Source organism: Mycobacterium sp. NGS49 (genome assembly GCF_059812565.1).
Genome location: NZ_JCALCX010000064.1, coordinates 1 through 14,322, shown reverse-complemented (window position 1 = coordinate 14,322; position 14,322 = coordinate 1). Strand labels below are relative to the sequence as shown.

Annotated in this window: 15 protein-coding genes; 8 read left to right on the top strand and 7 right to left on the bottom strand. The window is 66.6% G+C overall.

Annotated elements, in window-relative coordinates:
* Nucleotides 1-40 precede the first annotated feature (40 nt).
* Both AC5Y7D_RS30175 and AC5Y7D_RS30170 read right to left on the bottom strand, forming a co-directional pair.
* Nucleotides 41-691: an L-fuculose-phosphate aldolase gene (locus tag AC5Y7D_RS30175; protein WP_499929743.1), complete on the bottom strand. Its 651-nt coding sequence runs from the start codon at nucleotides 689-691 to the stop codon at nucleotides 41-43.
* Nucleotides 688-1,668 carry an NAD(P)-dependent oxidoreductase gene (locus tag AC5Y7D_RS30170; RefSeq protein ID WP_499929741.1) on the bottom strand — a complete coding sequence of 327 codons (981 nt, stop codon included), beginning with the start codon at nucleotides 1,666-1,668 and terminating at the stop codon, nucleotides 688-690. Before AC5Y7D_RS30170 ends, AC5Y7D_RS30175 begins: the two co-directional genes overlap by 4 nt.
* A 30-nt stretch (nucleotides 1,669-1,698) precedes the next feature.
* Between AC5Y7D_RS30170 and AC5Y7D_RS30165 the strand changes: the two genes are divergently transcribed.
* Both AC5Y7D_RS30165 and AC5Y7D_RS30160 read left to right on the top strand, forming a co-directional pair.
* Entirely contained in the window at nucleotides 1,699-3,036 is a 1,338-nt protein-coding gene (locus AC5Y7D_RS30165) for a xylulokinase (RefSeq protein WP_499929739.1), read from the top strand.
* Between the two features lie 37 nt (nucleotides 3,037-3,073).
* Nucleotides 3,074-3,739 (top strand): GNAT family N-acetyltransferase, encoded by a 666-nt coding sequence (locus AC5Y7D_RS30160; RefSeq protein ID WP_499929737.1) that lies wholly within the window; start codon nucleotides 3,074-3,076, stop codon nucleotides 3,737-3,739.
* 15 nt (nucleotides 3,740-3,754) lie between these two features.
* On the opposite strand, the gene AC5Y7D_RS30155 is transcribed toward AC5Y7D_RS30160, so the two are convergent.
* Entirely contained in the window at nucleotides 3,755-4,678 is a 924-nt protein-coding gene (locus tag AC5Y7D_RS30155; protein ID WP_499929735.1) for an SAM-dependent methyltransferase, read from the bottom strand.
* A 2-nt stretch (nucleotides 4,679-4,680) separates the two neighbouring features.
* A complete protein-coding gene (locus AC5Y7D_RS30150) occupies nucleotides 4,681-5,625 on the bottom strand; it encodes an SAM-dependent methyltransferase (protein WP_499929733.1) in 945 nt (314 codons plus the stop codon).
* A gap of 296 nt (nucleotides 5,626-5,921) precedes the next feature.
* Between AC5Y7D_RS30150 and secY the strand changes: the two genes are divergently transcribed.
* From secY to AC5Y7D_RS30120, 6 genes are all read left to right on the top strand, one after another.
* Complete coding sequence (gene secY, locus AC5Y7D_RS30145; RefSeq protein ID WP_499929731.1) at nucleotides 5,922-7,247, top strand: preprotein translocase subunit SecY; 1,326 nt, start codon at nucleotides 5,922-5,924, stop codon at nucleotides 7,245-7,247.
* The gene (locus tag AC5Y7D_RS30140; RefSeq protein ID WP_499929729.1) at nucleotides 7,244-7,789 is read left to right on the top strand and encodes an adenylate kinase; all 546 of its coding nucleotides are present in this window, start codon (nucleotides 7,244-7,246) and stop codon (nucleotides 7,787-7,789) included. The genes secY and AC5Y7D_RS30140 overlap by 4 nt, the downstream gene beginning before the upstream one ends.
* 2 nt (nucleotides 7,790-7,791) lie before the next feature.
* Nucleotides 7,792-8,589 carry a type I methionyl aminopeptidase gene (gene map / locus AC5Y7D_RS30135; RefSeq protein ID WP_499929728.1) on the top strand — a complete coding sequence of 266 codons (798 nt, stop codon included), beginning with the start codon at nucleotides 7,792-7,794 and terminating at the stop codon, nucleotides 8,587-8,589.
* Between the two features lie 95 nt (nucleotides 8,590-8,684).
* On the top strand, nucleotides 8,685-9,221 hold the full coding sequence (locus AC5Y7D_RS30130; protein ID WP_499929726.1) for a sigma-70 family RNA polymerase sigma factor: 537 nt from the start codon (nucleotides 8,685-8,687) through the stop codon (nucleotides 9,219-9,221).
* A gap of 40 nt (nucleotides 9,222-9,261) precedes the next feature.
* Nucleotides 9,262-9,966, top strand: a complete 705-nt coding sequence (locus AC5Y7D_RS30125) for an anti-sigma factor family protein (RefSeq protein WP_499929724.1) — start codon at nucleotides 9,262-9,264, stop codon at nucleotides 9,964-9,966.
* Between the two features lie 26 nt (nucleotides 9,967-9,992).
* Nucleotides 9,993-10,493 (top strand): MarR family transcriptional regulator, encoded by a 501-nt coding sequence (locus tag AC5Y7D_RS30120; RefSeq protein WP_499929722.1) that lies wholly within the window; start codon nucleotides 9,993-9,995, stop codon nucleotides 10,491-10,493.
* 94 nt (nucleotides 10,494-10,587) lie between these two features.
* On the opposite strand, the gene mmsB is transcribed toward AC5Y7D_RS30120, so the two are convergent.
* Genes mmsB through AC5Y7D_RS30105 form a run of 3 tightly spaced genes read right to left on the bottom strand, consistent with a single transcriptional unit; the run spans nucleotide 10,588 to nucleotide 14,179 of the window.
* Nucleotides 10,588-11,472: a 3-hydroxyisobutyrate dehydrogenase gene (mmsB, locus tag AC5Y7D_RS30115; protein ID WP_499929720.1), complete on the bottom strand. Its 885-nt coding sequence runs from the start codon at nucleotides 11,470-11,472 to the stop codon at nucleotides 10,588-10,590.
* 9 nt (nucleotides 11,473-11,481) lie between these two features.
* A complete protein-coding gene (locus AC5Y7D_RS30110; RefSeq protein ID WP_499929718.1) occupies nucleotides 11,482-12,654 on the bottom strand; it encodes an acyl-CoA dehydrogenase family protein in 1,173 nt (390 codons plus the stop codon).
* 4 nt (nucleotides 12,655-12,658) lie between these two features.
* Nucleotides 12,659-14,179 (bottom strand): CoA-acylating methylmalonate-semialdehyde dehydrogenase, encoded by a 1,521-nt coding sequence (locus AC5Y7D_RS30105; RefSeq protein WP_499929745.1) that lies wholly within the window; start codon nucleotides 14,177-14,179, stop codon nucleotides 12,659-12,661.
* Nucleotides 14,180-14,322 lie beyond the last annotated feature (143 nt).

Genomic DNA, 14,322 nt, shown 5'->3' with positions numbered 1-14,322 from the left:
CAGCGTGTCGCGTCGCAGAATTCACAGTCGGCAGGCGAGGTCAGTTGGCGCGCAAGTAGCTGTAAACGCCGGCGAAGTTGCGGTTCACTTCCTCGGGAACCGCAACGGGACCGCCGAGTGCCTTTGCACCCCAGACGATTTGGGCGGTGCGTTCGACAAGCGCGGTGATATGCAGCACTTTGTCGGGTCGTGGTCCCACGGCCACCAGGCCGTGGTTGGCGATCAGTGCGGCGCCGCGCCCCTCCAGGGCCTTGACCGCGTTGGCGCCGACATCGGGTGTCCCCGAAGCGGCGTACTCCGCGCAGCGCACGTCCCCGCCGCAATACACGGCGAACTCGTCGATGCACGCCGGGATCGGCTGGTGGGCCACGGCAAACATGGTGGCCCACACCGGATGGCTGTGGATGACGCTGCCGATGTCGTCGAACGCCTGGTAGCACGCCAGGTGCAGCTGCATCTCGGTCGAGGGCATCCGGCCCTGCCCGGCCTGCAGCACCGCGCCGTCCGGGCCGACCAGCACCAGGTCCTCGATCATCATGTCCGCATAGTCGACAGACGACGGTGTGATCACCAGATTGCCGTCGGAGCGCCGGGCCGAGATGTTGCCGGCGGTGCCCTCCACGAGGCCGCGGCGCAGCATCTCCTTGGCGGCCGCCAGTACCGCTTCCTCGGGTTCCTCGACGAATTTCATGAGCCCAGCACCTCCGGGTTGACGATATGCACGGGCATGGCGCCGGACAGCAGCGCCTCCAAGTCGTCGGCGACCAGCTGTGCCTGCCGGGCCTCAGTGTTCCACGTGGCGCCGCCGATGTGCGGGGTCAGCACGACATTGGGCATCGCGGTCAGCGGATGATCGGTCGGCAGCCATTCGCCGGCGAAGTGGTCCAGGCCGGCGGCCGAAACCTTGCCGGTCCGCAGCGCTTCGACGAGCGCATCGGTGTCGTGCAGTTGGGCCCGCGCGGAATTGAGGAAGACGACGCCATCACGCATCGCGGCGAATTGTTCGGACCCGACCATCCCGACGGTGTCGTCGGTGACCGGTGCGTGCAGGGAGACGATGTCGGATTCCGCCAGCAACTGTTCCATGGTGTGCCGGGCGTCGTCGCAGTAGGGGTCGTGCGCGATGACCCGCAGGCCCAACCCGCGCAGTCGCCACGCGGTGGCCCGGCCGACCGCACCCAGGCCCACCAGCCCGGCGGTGAGTCCGGCGATCTCCCAGCCGCGGAACCGTTGGTAGGGAATGGTGCCGTCGCGAAAGATGTTGCCGCTGCGGACGTCCGAGTCGGCGCCGACCAGTTGGCGGGTGGCGGCGAGCAGCAGCGCGACCGTCAGTTCGGCCACCGCGTCGGCATTGCGGGCCGGGGTGTTGAGCACCGGGATGCCGGCCGCCGTGGCGGCGGCGATGTCGACGTTGTTGGGATCCCCTCGGGTGGCTGCCACCGCTCGCAACCCCAGTTCGAATACCGGACCTTTGACCGAATCGCTTTCCACCACAACGATATCGGCCGACTCGGCGGTGATCCGAGCGGCCAGTTGTTCGGAGTTGTAGATGCGCAACGGGGTCTGCTCGATCCAGGGGTCGTACACCACATCGGCCAGCTGCGCCAGCTTGTCGAACCCGGGGCCGCGCAGCGGCGCCGTCACCAGGGCGCGTGGACGAGGTGTCACGAATGCCAATGCTGGCGTACCGTGGCGCCCGTGTCACGCGAAGACGTCACAATCGGCATCGACGTCGGCACGACGGCGGCCAAGGCGGTCGCGGTCGACGAGCACGGCCGGGTGCACGCGCGGGCGCGAATTCCGCATCAGCTGTTGGTCCCGGCGTCCGACCGGCTGGAGCACAACGCCGAAGAGGCGTGGCGCGAGGGACCGGTGACAGCCCTGAATCGGCTGAACCGATCCGATGCCAAGGCGGTGGCCGTCTCGTCGATGGTGCCGTCGATGACCGCAGTCGATGCCGAGGGCCGGCCCTTCACGCCGGGATTGCTCTACGGCGACAGCCGCGGACGTGTTCCCGATGCCGTCGAGCAACCGGTGCCCGCGGTGGGCGAGGCCGCCGAGTTCCTGCGATGGACGGTCGCCGAGGCGCCCGACGCGGCCGGGTACTGGCCGGCCCCGGCCGTCGCCAACCACGCGCTGTCCGGCGAGGCGGTGATCGACTTCGCCACCGCGATCACCTCGCTGCCGCTGTTCGACGGAACGGGCTGGAACACGGCGGCCCTCGCCGACTGCGGTGCCACCGTCGATCAGATGCCCCGGGTCGAGACGTTCGGGAAACCGGTGGGCCGGGTGCGCGGAAGCACGGCGGTCCTGGGGGTCGGCGCCGTGGACGCCTTATGCGAGCAGATCGTCGCAGGCGCCGATCACGACGGCGACGTGCTTGTTTTATGCGGTACCACGCTGATCGTGTGGATAACCGTCTCCGAAGCCCGCCACGTGCCCGGGCTGTGGACCATTCCGCACACGGCAGCCGGCAAGAGCCAGATCGGCGGTGCCAGTAATGCCGGCGGTCTGTTCCTCGGCTGGGTGGATCGCGTTGTGGCCCCGGCTGATTCGTTGACAGCGGACCCGCGGCGGGTGCCGGTGTGGTTGCCCTACATCCGCGGTGAACGCACGCCGTTCCACGATCCGGACCGCCGCGCGGCCCTCGAGGGAGTGGATCTGACGCAGGACGCCGCATCGGTGCGGCGGGCGGCCTACGAAGCGTCGGGCTTTGTCGTCCGGCAGATCCTGGAGCTGAGCGGTGCGCCGGTGCGCCGCATCATCGCCTCGGGCGGCGGCACCCGCGTCCAGCCGTGGATGCAGGCCATCGCTGATGCGACCGGGCGGCCGGTCGAGGTGTCGGCGGTGGCTGAAGGGGCGGCCCTGGGAGCCGCCTTCCTCGGCCGGATGGCGGTAGGACTGGAATCGGTGATCACCGACGCCGCCCGGTGGGCCGCGGTCGAGCGGGTGGTCGAGCCGCGTCCCGACTGGGTCAGGCCGACCAGGGATCGGTACCGCCGCTTCCTGGAACTCAGCGGGTCACGACTGATCTAGTGGCGCGTTCCGCAGTCGCTCGTTCTACGCTTATGCAATGACTGACCACGACCAGACCGCAGCCCGTCGAGAGATCGCAGATGCATTGCTCGCCGCGTTGGAACGTCGGCACGAGGTCGCCGACGCCATCGTGGACGCCAAGAACAAGTCTGCGGCGGTCGAGGCGATCGTCACGTTGCTCGGTACCTCGCACCTGGCGGCCGAAGCCGTTATGAGTATGTCGTTCGAGCAACTCACCCAAGACGCCCGCGCGAAGATCCTGGCCGAACTCGACGACCTGAACAAGCAACTCAGCTTCACGCTCAACGAGCGTCCGGCAAGCTCGGGGGAGACCCTCGAGCTGCGCTCCTTCTCGCCCGCCCACGACCGCGACATCTTCACCGCCCGCACCGACGAGATCAAGTTTGCCGGTGACGGATCCGGCGCACCCGCCGGCAGCATCGACGACGAGATCGGTAAGGCGATCAAGCGCCTGCACGACGAAGAGGCCGCGTGGTTCGTGGCCGAAGATTCCGGGGAGAAGGTCGGCATGGTCTTCGGCGAACTCCTCAACGGTGAGGTGAACGTGCGGATCTGGATCCACCCCGAGCACCGGAAGAAGGGTTACGGCACCGCGGCGCTGCGCAAGTCTCGTTCGGAGATGGCCTGGGCGTTCCCGGCGGTGCCGATGGTGGTTCGGGCGCCGGCCGCCAACCCCGAATAGGGAGACAACCCGGCTTCAGCGTCTCGCGATCACGGTGACGATGTTGCGCAGGGTCGCGGAAGCGGGGTCGTCGGGAAAGGTGCGGCCGTAGTCGGCGTAGAAATCCCGTCGCGGCCGGGTGCCCACCGTCCAACCCGCAGCGGTCAGATAGTCGACGACATTGTTGCGCTCGCCGTCGTAGAACAGGTTGGACAAGTTGATGTCGCAACCCAGATTGGCCCAGCGCCGGTTGAACTGCTGCGCGCGTTGACTCATGGGCACGCCCGAGTCGGGATGGTATTCGGTGGCGATTCTGCTGCCGGGTCCGCTGAGCGCGGTGATGTTGTCGAACAGCAGGTCCTGCGCCTCCGGCGGAAGGTACATCAGCAGGCCTTCGGCGCTCCAGGCCGTCGCCCTGGTGGGGTCGAACCCGCTGTGGCGCAACGCTTTCGGCCAGTCGTCGCGAAGGTCGATGCTGACCGCCTTGCGGTGCGCGGAGGGAGTGGCGCCCAGCGCCGACATGGCCGCATTCTTGAACTCGATCACCTGGGGTTGGTCGACTTCATAGATCACCGTGCCGCGGGGCCAGGACAGCCGGTAACCGCGGGCGTCCAGCCCGGCGGCCAGAATCACCGCCTGGCTTATTCCGTCTCGGGCGGCGTCGAGGAAGAAGTCGTCGAAGAAGCGGGTGCGCACCGCGATCGAATCGGTCTCGAATTGCAGGTCGCGTCCGTCGGCCGCGTCAGGCAGCGCCTGGTCGATCGGCAGGTCGCCGTCGACCAGACGGGTGAAGAAATCGAGCCCGACCGCCCGCACCAGGGGCGCCGCGAAGGGGTCGTTGATAATCGGATCGTCCTGTGCGGAGGCCACCGCACGCGCGGCGGCGACCATGGTCGCGGTTGCTCCCACGCTCGAGGCCAGGTCCCAACTGTCCCCGGCGGATCGCTCGGTAGTCGCCATGGTTAACGGCGCTCCGCACTCAGGTACACCACCTCGCCGAACGGGGCATCATCCCCGGTCGCCGGAACCAGTCCGTGCTCGGCAAACAGTTCGGAGTTGCGCCGACTGGTGGTCTGCCAGCCCCGCGCGGCCAGGTAGGTTCCGGCGTCGCTGCGATCGTCGAAATACACCAGTGCGGCCATGTCGAAGTCCAGGCCATGGCGGCTCCACCGCTCGTTCTGGCGCTTCATCCGGTTGCGCAGTTCTTCTTGGTTGAGCTCGTTGATGTCGAGCAGCCCTTCGGTCGCGAACCGGCTTCCCGGCACGCTTTGCGCAGTGATCTGATCGAGCAGCCGGTCCTGGGCTTCGGCCGGCAGGTAACCCAACAATCCCTCGGCGATCCACGCGGTGCGCCGGGTGGGGTCGAAACCGGCTGCAGCGAGGGCCGTCGGCCAATCCTCGCGAAGGTCGACCGCCACGGTTCGCCGTTCGGCGGTCGGCTGGGCGCCCAAACCGGACAACGTCTCTGTCTTGAAAGCGATCACCTGCGGCTGGTCGACCTCGAACACGGTGGTGCCGGCCGGCCAGGGCAGCCGGTACGCGCGGGAGTCCAGTCCCGCGGCCAGGATGACCGCCTGACGGATGCCGGCGTTAGTCGCGGAGCTGAAGAAGTCGTCGAAGAACCGGGTGCGGACGGCCATCGCGTTGGCGAAGTGCACGGTGCCGGTAGCCGTTTCTTCGTCCAGTTCGGCAAGTTCCAGCTCGCCGCTGGCCAGCCGCGAGAAGAAGTCGACGCCCACCGCGCGGACCAGCGGCTCGGCAAACGAATCCGTGGCCACCGCACCGGCGCCGTGCGGGTCACGCGCGGCCACGGCACGCGCCGCCGCGACCATGGTGGCCGTCAACCCGACGCTGGACGCCAGGTCCCAGGTGTCGCCCTCGTATCGTGCGCTGCCCATTTGCGTCATTGACGTGCTCCCCGAGAGTGCGATCTGTTACTTAGCAAATATAACGAACCACCCGAACTGTACCGCGTCGAACTGGCACGCTCCGGGGAGCGGAGGCCACCCTGGACGGAGCAGTGCGCGCCAGCTGTTAGTCTCGTACACGGTTTGACGCGCTTGGATCTTGACAGGCCGTACGTCCTGGCCTGCTGGTGTTGGGCGCGTGACGCGGGATGAACCCCGGAACTACTAGACATTGGAACCAGCCGGCCAGTCCCGGTTGGCATGCCGCGACAGAGTTCGGCTGCGCAGGAGGAAGAGTGCTTTCGGCTTTCATCTCATCGCTGCGGACAGCTGACCTGAGACGGAAGATCCTCTTCACGCTGAGCATCGTCCTGCTGTACCGCGTCGGCGCCGCCCTACCGTCGCCCGGCGTCAACTTCCCCAACGTGCAGCAGTGCATCAAAGAAGCCAGCGGCGGCCAGGCCGGTCAGATCTACTCGCTGATCAATCTCTTCTCCGGCGGCGCGCTGCTCAAGCTGACCGTGTTCGCGGTGGGCGTGATGCCCTACATCACCGCCAGCATCATCGTGCAGCTGCTCACCGTGGTGATCCCGCGCTTCGAAGAGCTCAGGAAAGAGGGCCAGGCCGGGCAGGCCAAGATGACCCAGTACACGCGTTATCTGGCGATCGCACTGGCCATCCTGCAGGCCACCAGCATCGTGGCGCTCGCGGCCAACGGCGGGTTGCTGCAGGGCTGCTCGCTGGACATCCTGGCCAACCAGACCATCTTCTCCGAGATCGTCATCGTGATGGTGATGACCGCCGGCGCCGCCCTGGTGATGTGGATGGGCGAGCTGATCACCGAGCGCGGCATCGGCAACGGCATGTCGTTGCTGATCTTCGTCGGCATCGCCGCCCGCATTCCCGCTGAAGGCAACCAGATCCTGCAGAGCCGCGGCGGGATGATCTTCGCGGCAGTGTGTGCGGCGGCGCTGATCATCATCGTCGGCGTGGTGTTCGTCGAGCAGGGCCAGCGACGAATTCCGGTGCAGTACGCCAAGCGCATGGTGGGCCGGCGGATGTACGGCGGAACTTCGACCTACCTGCCGCTGAAGGTCAACCAGGCCGGCGTCATCCCGGTCATTTTCGCGTCCTCATTGATCTACATTCCGAATTTGATCACCCAGCTGGTCCGTAGCGGCAGCGGCGGTGGCGGCCACAGCTGGTGGGACAAATTCGTCGGCAGCTACCTTTCGGATCCGAGCAGCCCGGTATACGTCGCCATCTATTTCGGGCTGATCATCTTCTTCACGTACTTCTACGTCTCGATCACGTTCAACCCCGACGAACGTGCCGACGAAATGAAGAAGTTCGGCGGCTTCATTCCCGGTATTCGGCCCGGGCGTCCAACCGCCGATTATCTGCGCTTTGTGCTGAGTCGGATTACCCTGCCCGGCTCGATCTACCTCGGTGTGATTTCGGTGTTGCCGAACGTGTTCTTACAGATGGGCAACAGCGGCGGGATTCAGAATCTACCTTTCGGGGGTACCGCGGTTTTGATCATGATCGGCGTCGGGTTGGATACGGTCAAACAGATCGAAAGTCAGCTCATGCAGCGCAACTATGAAGGGTTCCTCAAGTGAGAGTGGTATTGCTGGGGCCGCCCGGGGCGGGCAAAGGAACGCAAGCCGAGAAGCTGGCCGAAAAGCTGGAGATCCCGCATATCTCCACCGGCGAACTGTTCCGCAGCAATATCCAACAAGGAACCAAGCTCGGCGTGGAGGCCAAGCGATACCTGGACGCCGGTGATCTGGTGCCATCGACCCTCACCAACGAACTCGTCGATGATCGGCTGGATCACCCCGACGCCGCGAACGGCTTCATCCTGGACGGCTATCCGCGATCGGTGGAGCAGGCCAAAGCGCTCCACGAAATGCTGGAACGCCGCGGCACCGATATCGACGCGGTGGTGGAATTCCGGGTGTCCGAGGACGAGCTGCTGACCCGGCTGACGGGCCGTGGCCGGGCCGACGACACCGAAGAGGTCATCCGCAACCGGATGAAGGTCTACCGAGACGAGACCGCGCCGCTGTTGGACTACTACCGCGACGAGCTGAAGACCGTCGACGCCGTCGGTACCCTGGACGAGGTGTTCGCTCGCGCGTTGCAGGCCCTGGGCAAGTAGCCATGGGTGCCCTGGCACGGCTGCGGGGCCGCAGAGTAGTACCTCAGCGCACTGCCGGTGAACTCGATGCGATGGCTGCCGCCGGCGCAGTCGTCGCCGCCGCGCTCAAGGCGGTCCAAGCGGCCGCGGTCGCCGGCGTGTCCACGCTGAGTCTCGACGAGATCGCCGAGTCGGTGATCCGCGAAGCGGGCGCCGTCCCGTCCTTCCTCGGCTACCACGGCTACCCGGCCACGATCTGCTCGTCCGTCAATGACCGCGTCGTGCACGGCATCCCGTCCGCCGCCGAAGTGCTGGTCCACGGCGACCTGGTGTCCATCGACTGCGGCGCGGTCCTGGACGGCTGGCACGGCGACGCGGCCGTCACCTTCGGTGTCGGCAACCTGATCCCCGCCGACGCAGCGCTTTCGCAGGCGACCAGGGAGTCACTGGAGGCCGGCATCGCGGCGATGGTGCCCGGTAATCGCCTGACCGACGTCGCGCATGCCATCGAAACGGGGACTCGGACCGCCGCCGCCCGCTACAACCGCGCGTTCGGCATCGTCGAGGGCTACGGCGGCCACGGCATCGGCCGCCAGATGCACCTGGACCCGTTCCTGCCCAATGAAGGCTCGCCTGGGCGGGGTCCGTTGCTGGCGCCCGGCTCGGTGCTGGCCATCGAACCGATGCTGACGCTGGGAACCGGAAAGACGGTCGTCCTCGACGACCAGTGGACGGTGACCACCGTCGACGGGTCGCGCGCAGCGCACTGGGAGCACACGGTGGCGGCGACCGAGGACGGGCCGCGCATCCTGACGCTGTGACCGGGCAGCGCTCGCCACGGCGAAGCCTGCGGCGTCATTGAACCAAGCACCTGCTCGACTCGTAAGAGTAGGCGGGAGGTGATCGAGTGGCTCGGATGGCCGGCATTCGAGGCGCGTCCGGGGCTGCTGAAGCCGCTCTGATGAAGGCGCTGTACGACGAGCACGCCGCTGTGCTGTGGCGGTACGCATTGCGATTGACCGGTGATGCCAGTCAGTCCGAGGATGTCGTTCAGGAGACGCTGCTGCGGGCTTGGCAGCATCCAGAAGTCATCGGCGACACGGAGCGATCAGCTCGGGCATGGCTGTTCACAGTGGCTCGCAACATGATCATCGACGATCGCCGCAGTGCCCGTTTCCGCAACGTCGTCGGGTCAACCGACGAGGATGGCGCGCCGGAACAGTCGACACCGGACGAGGTGAACGCGGCGCTGGACAGGCTGCTTATCGCCGAGGCGATGGCCCAACTGTCCGCGGAACACCGAGCCGTGATCGAGCGGTCGTATTACCGCGGCTGGACCACCGCTCAAATTGCCAACGATCTGAATATTGCAGAGGGAACCGTGAAGTCGCGCCTGCACTACGCCGTGCGCGCACTGCGACTCACTCTGCAGGAACTGGGAGTCACGCGATGACGGGATTCCAGAAGCTCGAGTGTGACAGGAGGTGGATGACATGACGGGGTCGGTGCGACAGGATCCGCCCGGCGACACGCACCGCTACGCGACGTGGGACGCCGCGTATGTGTTGGGGTCGCTGTCGGGCGCCGAGCGGCGCGAATTCGAAACTCATCTGGCGGACTGTGCGTCCTGCCGGGAAGCCGTCGCAGAACTCAGCGGCATACCGGCGCTGCTTTCACAGCTCAGCCGCGAAGACGTGGCAGCGATCAACGCGGCGGGGCCTGCGCCCGTTACGCCGGAGCTGTTGCCGTCGTTGCTGCAGATGGTGCGCTGGCGGCGCCGCCGCACCCGGCTGACTTGGCTGGCTTCGGCCGCCGCGGCCGTGGTGCTGGGAGTCGGTGTGCTGGTGGGCGTCAACGGTTACGTCGGCTCCTACACGCAGCCGGCCACCTCGTCGCAGCCGATGGCCCAGGTAGGCACCAAGCTGTTGACGTCCACGATTTCGCTGTCCAGCGAACGCTGGGGAACCTTCATCAACCTGCAGTGTTACTGCCTGGCTCCACCGGACGCCCACCACGACACGCTTGCCATGGTGGTGGTGGGCCGTGACGGCAGCCAGACTCGGCTGGCGACCTGGGTGGCTGAACCCGGTCACACCGCGAACCCGGCCGGCAGCATCTCGACTCCGCTGGAGCAGATCGCGTCGGTACAGGTGGTCGCCGCCGAGAACGGCCAGGTTCTGCTCGAGCGTTCGATGTAGTTCGCGCCGATGCGGTAAGAAAGGGCGTGGCCGACTCGCACCAGCGCGATCCGATCGCCGCCGCGCGGTCCAACTGGGAACGCGCCGGCTGGGGTGAGGTGTCGCAGGGGATGGTCGCGGTGACCTCGGTGATGCGTGCACACCAGATCCTGTTGGCCCGCGTGGAAACGGCGCTGCGCCCTTATGATCTGAGCTTCTCGCGCTACGAGCTGTTGCGTCTGCTGGCGTTCAGTCGTACCGGAGCCCTGCCGATCACCAAAGCGTCGAACCGACTGCAGGTGCACGTCACCAGCGTCACCCACGCGATCCGGCGGCTGGAGGCCGACGGGCTGGTACAGCGGGTGCCGCACCCCACCGACGGACGGACGACGCTGGTGCAGATCACCGAGCTGGGCCGTTCGACGGTCGAGGACGCCACCGTCACGCTCAACGAGCAGGTCTTCGCTGATATCGGGATGAATGCCGCGGAGTCGCAAGCCCTGGTGTCGTCCATCGAGACGTTGCGACGCAACGCCGGCGACTTCTGATGCTGCCACCTCGGAACGGACAGAACCAGGGTTTCGGCGGGCGGGGCGGGAGCGGTGTGGTGCCGGGCGTAGGGCTGACCTAGTCCCCGGAGACTCACCCGCCGCGCAGCGTCTCGATCACCGCGCTGAAGTCTTTGTCGCCATGGGAGGCGGCGAATTCAGCGTAGATCTGTGCGGCGTGGGTGCCCAGCGGCGCGGCCGAACCGGTGGAGGTCACCGCGTCCATCGCCAGGCCCAGGTCCTTGTTCATCAATGCCGCCGCGAAACCAGGTTTGAAGTCGTTGTTGGCCGGCGATGTCGGAACCGGTCCTGGCACGGGGCAGTTGGTGTGCACCGCCCAGCAGTTGCCGGTCGCGCCGGTGATCACATCGAACAGCGACTGGGCGGACAGGCCGAGCTTCTCGGCCAGCACGAACGCTTCGCCTATCGCGATCTGCTGCACGGCCAGCACCATGTTGTTGCACACCTTGGCGGCCTGTCCGGAGCCGGCCGCACCGCAGTGAATGATCTTGCCCGCCATGGGTTCCAATACCGGACGGGCGCGTTCCAGAGCGTCGGTCTCGCCGCCAACCATGAACGCCAATGTCCCGGCCGTCGCACCCTTGACGCCACCGGACACGGGTGCGTCCAGTTGCCGCATGCCGTGGGCCAGAGCCATCTCGTGGGCCTCGCGAGCGTCGTTGACCGAGATGGTGGAGCTGTCGATGAACAATGCTCCCGTCGGCGCCGCCGGCAGCACCTCGGCGTAGCAGCGTTTCACCACCTCGCCGCTGGGCAGCATGGTGATGACGACATCGGCCCCGTCTACCGCTTCGCCGGCGGTACCGAACATCGTCGCGCCCTTGTCGGCCGCGGCCGATGCCGCCGCGGGCACCGGATCGTAGCCGCGCACCAGATGGCCCGCGCCGATGAGATTCGCCGACATGGGCGCTCCCATGTTGCCCAGCCCCAGGAACGCGATCGCGAGACGTGTTGTCATGGTGCCCTTCTAGGCGCTGGCCCGAAAGCGGGCTGCCTCGGCTCGGCCGACGACCACCCGCATGATTTCGTTGGTCCCTTCCAGGATCCGATGCACCCGCAGGTCGCGGACGATCTTTTCCAGACCGTACTCGCGCAGGTAGCCGTAGCCGCCGTGCAGCTGTAACGCCGTGTCGGCCACCTCGTAGCAGGTGTCGGTGACGTAGCGCTTGGCCATCGCGCACAACTCGACCTTGTCGGCGGCGTCCTCGTCCAACGCAGCCGCAGCCCGCCACAGCATCAGTCGCGACGTCTCCAGTCCGGTCGCCATATCGGCCAGGGTGAACCGGATGGTGGGTTCGTCGAGCAGGGCAGAGCCGAACGCCTGACGTTCGCGGACATAGGCGCCGGCCTTGTCGAAGGCGGACTGCGCGCCGCCCAGGGAGCAGGCGGCGATGTTGAGCCGGCCGCCGTTGAGGCCGTTCATCGCGATGCCGAACCCGGTGCCCTCGCCGTCGGCGCCGCCCAGCATCGCGTCCGCCGGCACCCGTACCCCGTCGAGGACCACCTGCGCGGTGGGTTGTGCATGCCAGCCCATCTTCTCCTCGAGTGCGCCGAAACTCATTCCCGCAGCGCCCTTTTCGATGACGAAGGCCGAGATGCCACGCGGGCCCTCGTTGCCCGTCCTGGCCATGACCACGTACACGTCGGAAGCCCCGGCGCCGGAGATGAACTGCTTGACGCCGTCGAGCACGTAATCTGCGTTCTTTTCCGGGCCCTGCTTGACCGCGCGGGTGCTCAGCGCGCCGGCGTCGGAGCCCGCACCGGGCTCGGTCAGGCAGTAGCTGGCGATGACGTCCATCGACGCCAGTCGCGGCACCCAGGACTTGCGCTGCTCGTCGGTGCCGAAGCGGTCGATCATCCAGGCGCACATGTTGTGGATGGACAGGAACGCGGCGGTGACCGGGTCGGCGATGGCCAACTGCTCGAAGATGCGCACTCCGTCCAGGCGGCGCAACCCGCTGCCGCCCACATCCTCGCGGCAATAGATGGCTGCCATCCCGAGTTCGGCGGCTTCGCGCAGCACATCGGTGGGAAAATGCTTGGCGGCATCCCATTCCAGCGCGTGCGGGGCCATCCGTTTCTCGGCGAAGGCCGCCGCCGTCTCGGTGATCACCCGTTCTTCGTCGTTGAGGGTAAACATGGCGCTAATTCATTGTCGGGATGACGAATTCGGCACCATCTTTGATGCCCGACGGCCAGCGCGAGGTCACGGTCTTGGTCTTGGTGTAGAACTGGATCGACGCCGGCCCGTGTTGGTTGAGATCGCCGAAGCCCGAGCGCTTCCAGCCGCCGAAGGTGTGGTAGGCCACCGGAACCGGGATCGGGACATTCACGCCGACCATGCCGACCTGCACCCGGGAGACGAAGTCGCGTGCGGTGTCGCCATCGCGGGTGAATACGGCCACGCCGTTGCCGTATTCGTGTTCGGAGGGCAGCCGCAAGGCTTCTTCGTAGTCATGGGCGCGGACGATGCACAGCACCGGCCCGAAGATCTCGTCGGTGTAGATCGACATCTGCGGCGTCACGTGATCGAACAGGGTGGGGCCGATGAAGAAGCCGTTTTCAAGGTTGGCATCGCCGAAAGTCAGGTCGTCGCTGGCACGTTCGCGCCCGTCGATGACCAGTTCCGCTCCCGCGTCCACGCCTTGGGCGATGTAGTCACGCACCCGGGTGAGTGCGGCCTCGGTGACCAGGGGGCCATAGTCGGCTTTGGGGTCCAGGCTGTGCCCGACGCGCAGGCCGTTGACTCGCTCAATCAACCTGGCCCGCAACCGTTCCGCGGTCTTCTCCCCGACCGGCACGGCGACACTGATTGCCATACAACGCTCGCCGGCGCTACCGTAGCCGGCGCCGATCAGCGCGTCGACGGCCTGGTCGAGATCGGCGTCGGGCATGACGATCATGTGGTTCTTGGCACCGCCGAAGCACTGTGCACGTTTGCCGGTGGCCGCGGCACCCGAATAGATGTATTGCGCGATGTCCGAACTGCCGACGAAACCCACCGCCTGGATGTCGGGATGCGCCAGGATGGCGTCGACGGCCTCCTTGTCGCCGTGTACGACCTGAAACACCCCGGGTGGCAGACCCGCTTCGAGGAAGATCTCGGCCAGACGCACCGGAACCGAGGGATCGCGTTCACTCGGCTTGAGCACGAACGCGTTCCCGCACGCCAGCGCCGGACCGGCCTTCCACAGCGGAATCATCGCGGGGAAATTGAACGGCGTGATGCCGGCGACCACGCCCAGCGGCTGGCGCAACGAGTAGACGTCGATGCCTGGCCCCGCGCCCTCGGTGTAGTCGCCCTTGAGCAGGTGCGGGATGCCGATGCAGAACTCGATCACCTCGATGCCGCGCTGGATGTCGCCTTTCGCGTCCGGCAGTGTCTTGCCGTGTTCGAGCGACAATAGTTCGGCGAGCTCGTCGATGTTGCTGTTGACCAGGTCGACGAATTTCATCAGAACCCGCGCCCGGCGCTGGGGATTCCAAGCGGCCCAGCCCTTTTGGGCCTCGACCGCGGAAGCAACCACGGCGTCGACGTCCGCCTTGGATGCCATGGGCACGGTGGCCTGCACCTCCCCGGTGCTCGGGTTGAGGACGTCGGCGGTGCGGGCGGACTGACCGGCGCTGCGCCGCCCGTCGATGAAATGCGAAATCTGCGTGGTCATGGTGGTCCCAAAGTCCGGAAGTGAAGTCATCAGGTGGATACTTGCATATCCTAGTAATTTAGCCTGCCGGTTGGCAAGCCGCGGTGGTGAGCTGGGAGTCCGCGCGGCGGTTTTCTGGTAGCATCGAACATGTGTTCGAGTTG

Coding starts and splice junctions, on each gene's coding strand:
- AC5Y7D_RS30175 (WP_499929743.1), bottom strand. CDS start 691: ATGAAATTCGTCGAGGAACCCGAGGAAGCGGTACTGGCGGCCGCCAAG.
- AC5Y7D_RS30160 (WP_499929737.1), top strand. CDS start 3,074: ATGACTGACCACGACCAGACCGCAGCCCGTCGAGAGATCGCAGATGCA.
- AC5Y7D_RS30155 (WP_499929735.1), bottom strand. CDS start 4,678: ATGGCGACTACCGAGCGATCCGCCGGGGACAGTTGGGACCTGGCCTCG.
- AC5Y7D_RS30150 (WP_499929733.1), bottom strand. CDS start 5,625: ATGACGCAAATGGGCAGCGCACGATACGAGGGCGACACCTGGGACCTG.
- map (WP_499929728.1), top strand. CDS start 7,792: ATGGGTGCCCTGGCACGGCTGCGGGGCCGCAGAGTAGTACCTCAGCGC.
- AC5Y7D_RS30130 (WP_499929726.1), top strand. CDS start 8,685: ATGGCCGGCATTCGAGGCGCGTCCGGGGCTGCTGAAGCCGCTCTGATG.
- AC5Y7D_RS30125 (WP_499929724.1), top strand. CDS start 9,262: ATGACGGGGTCGGTGCGACAGGATCCGCCCGGCGACACGCACCGCTAC.
- mmsB (WP_499929720.1), bottom strand. CDS start 11,472: ATGACAACACGTCTCGCGATCGCGTTCCTGGGGCTGGGCAACATGGGA.
- AC5Y7D_RS30110 (WP_499929718.1), bottom strand. CDS start 12,654: ATGTTTACCCTCAACGACGAAGAACGGGTGATCACCGAGACGGCGGCG.
- AC5Y7D_RS30105 (WP_499929745.1), bottom strand. CDS start 14,179: ATGACCACGCAGATTTCGCATTTCATCGACGGGCGGCGCAGCGCCGGT.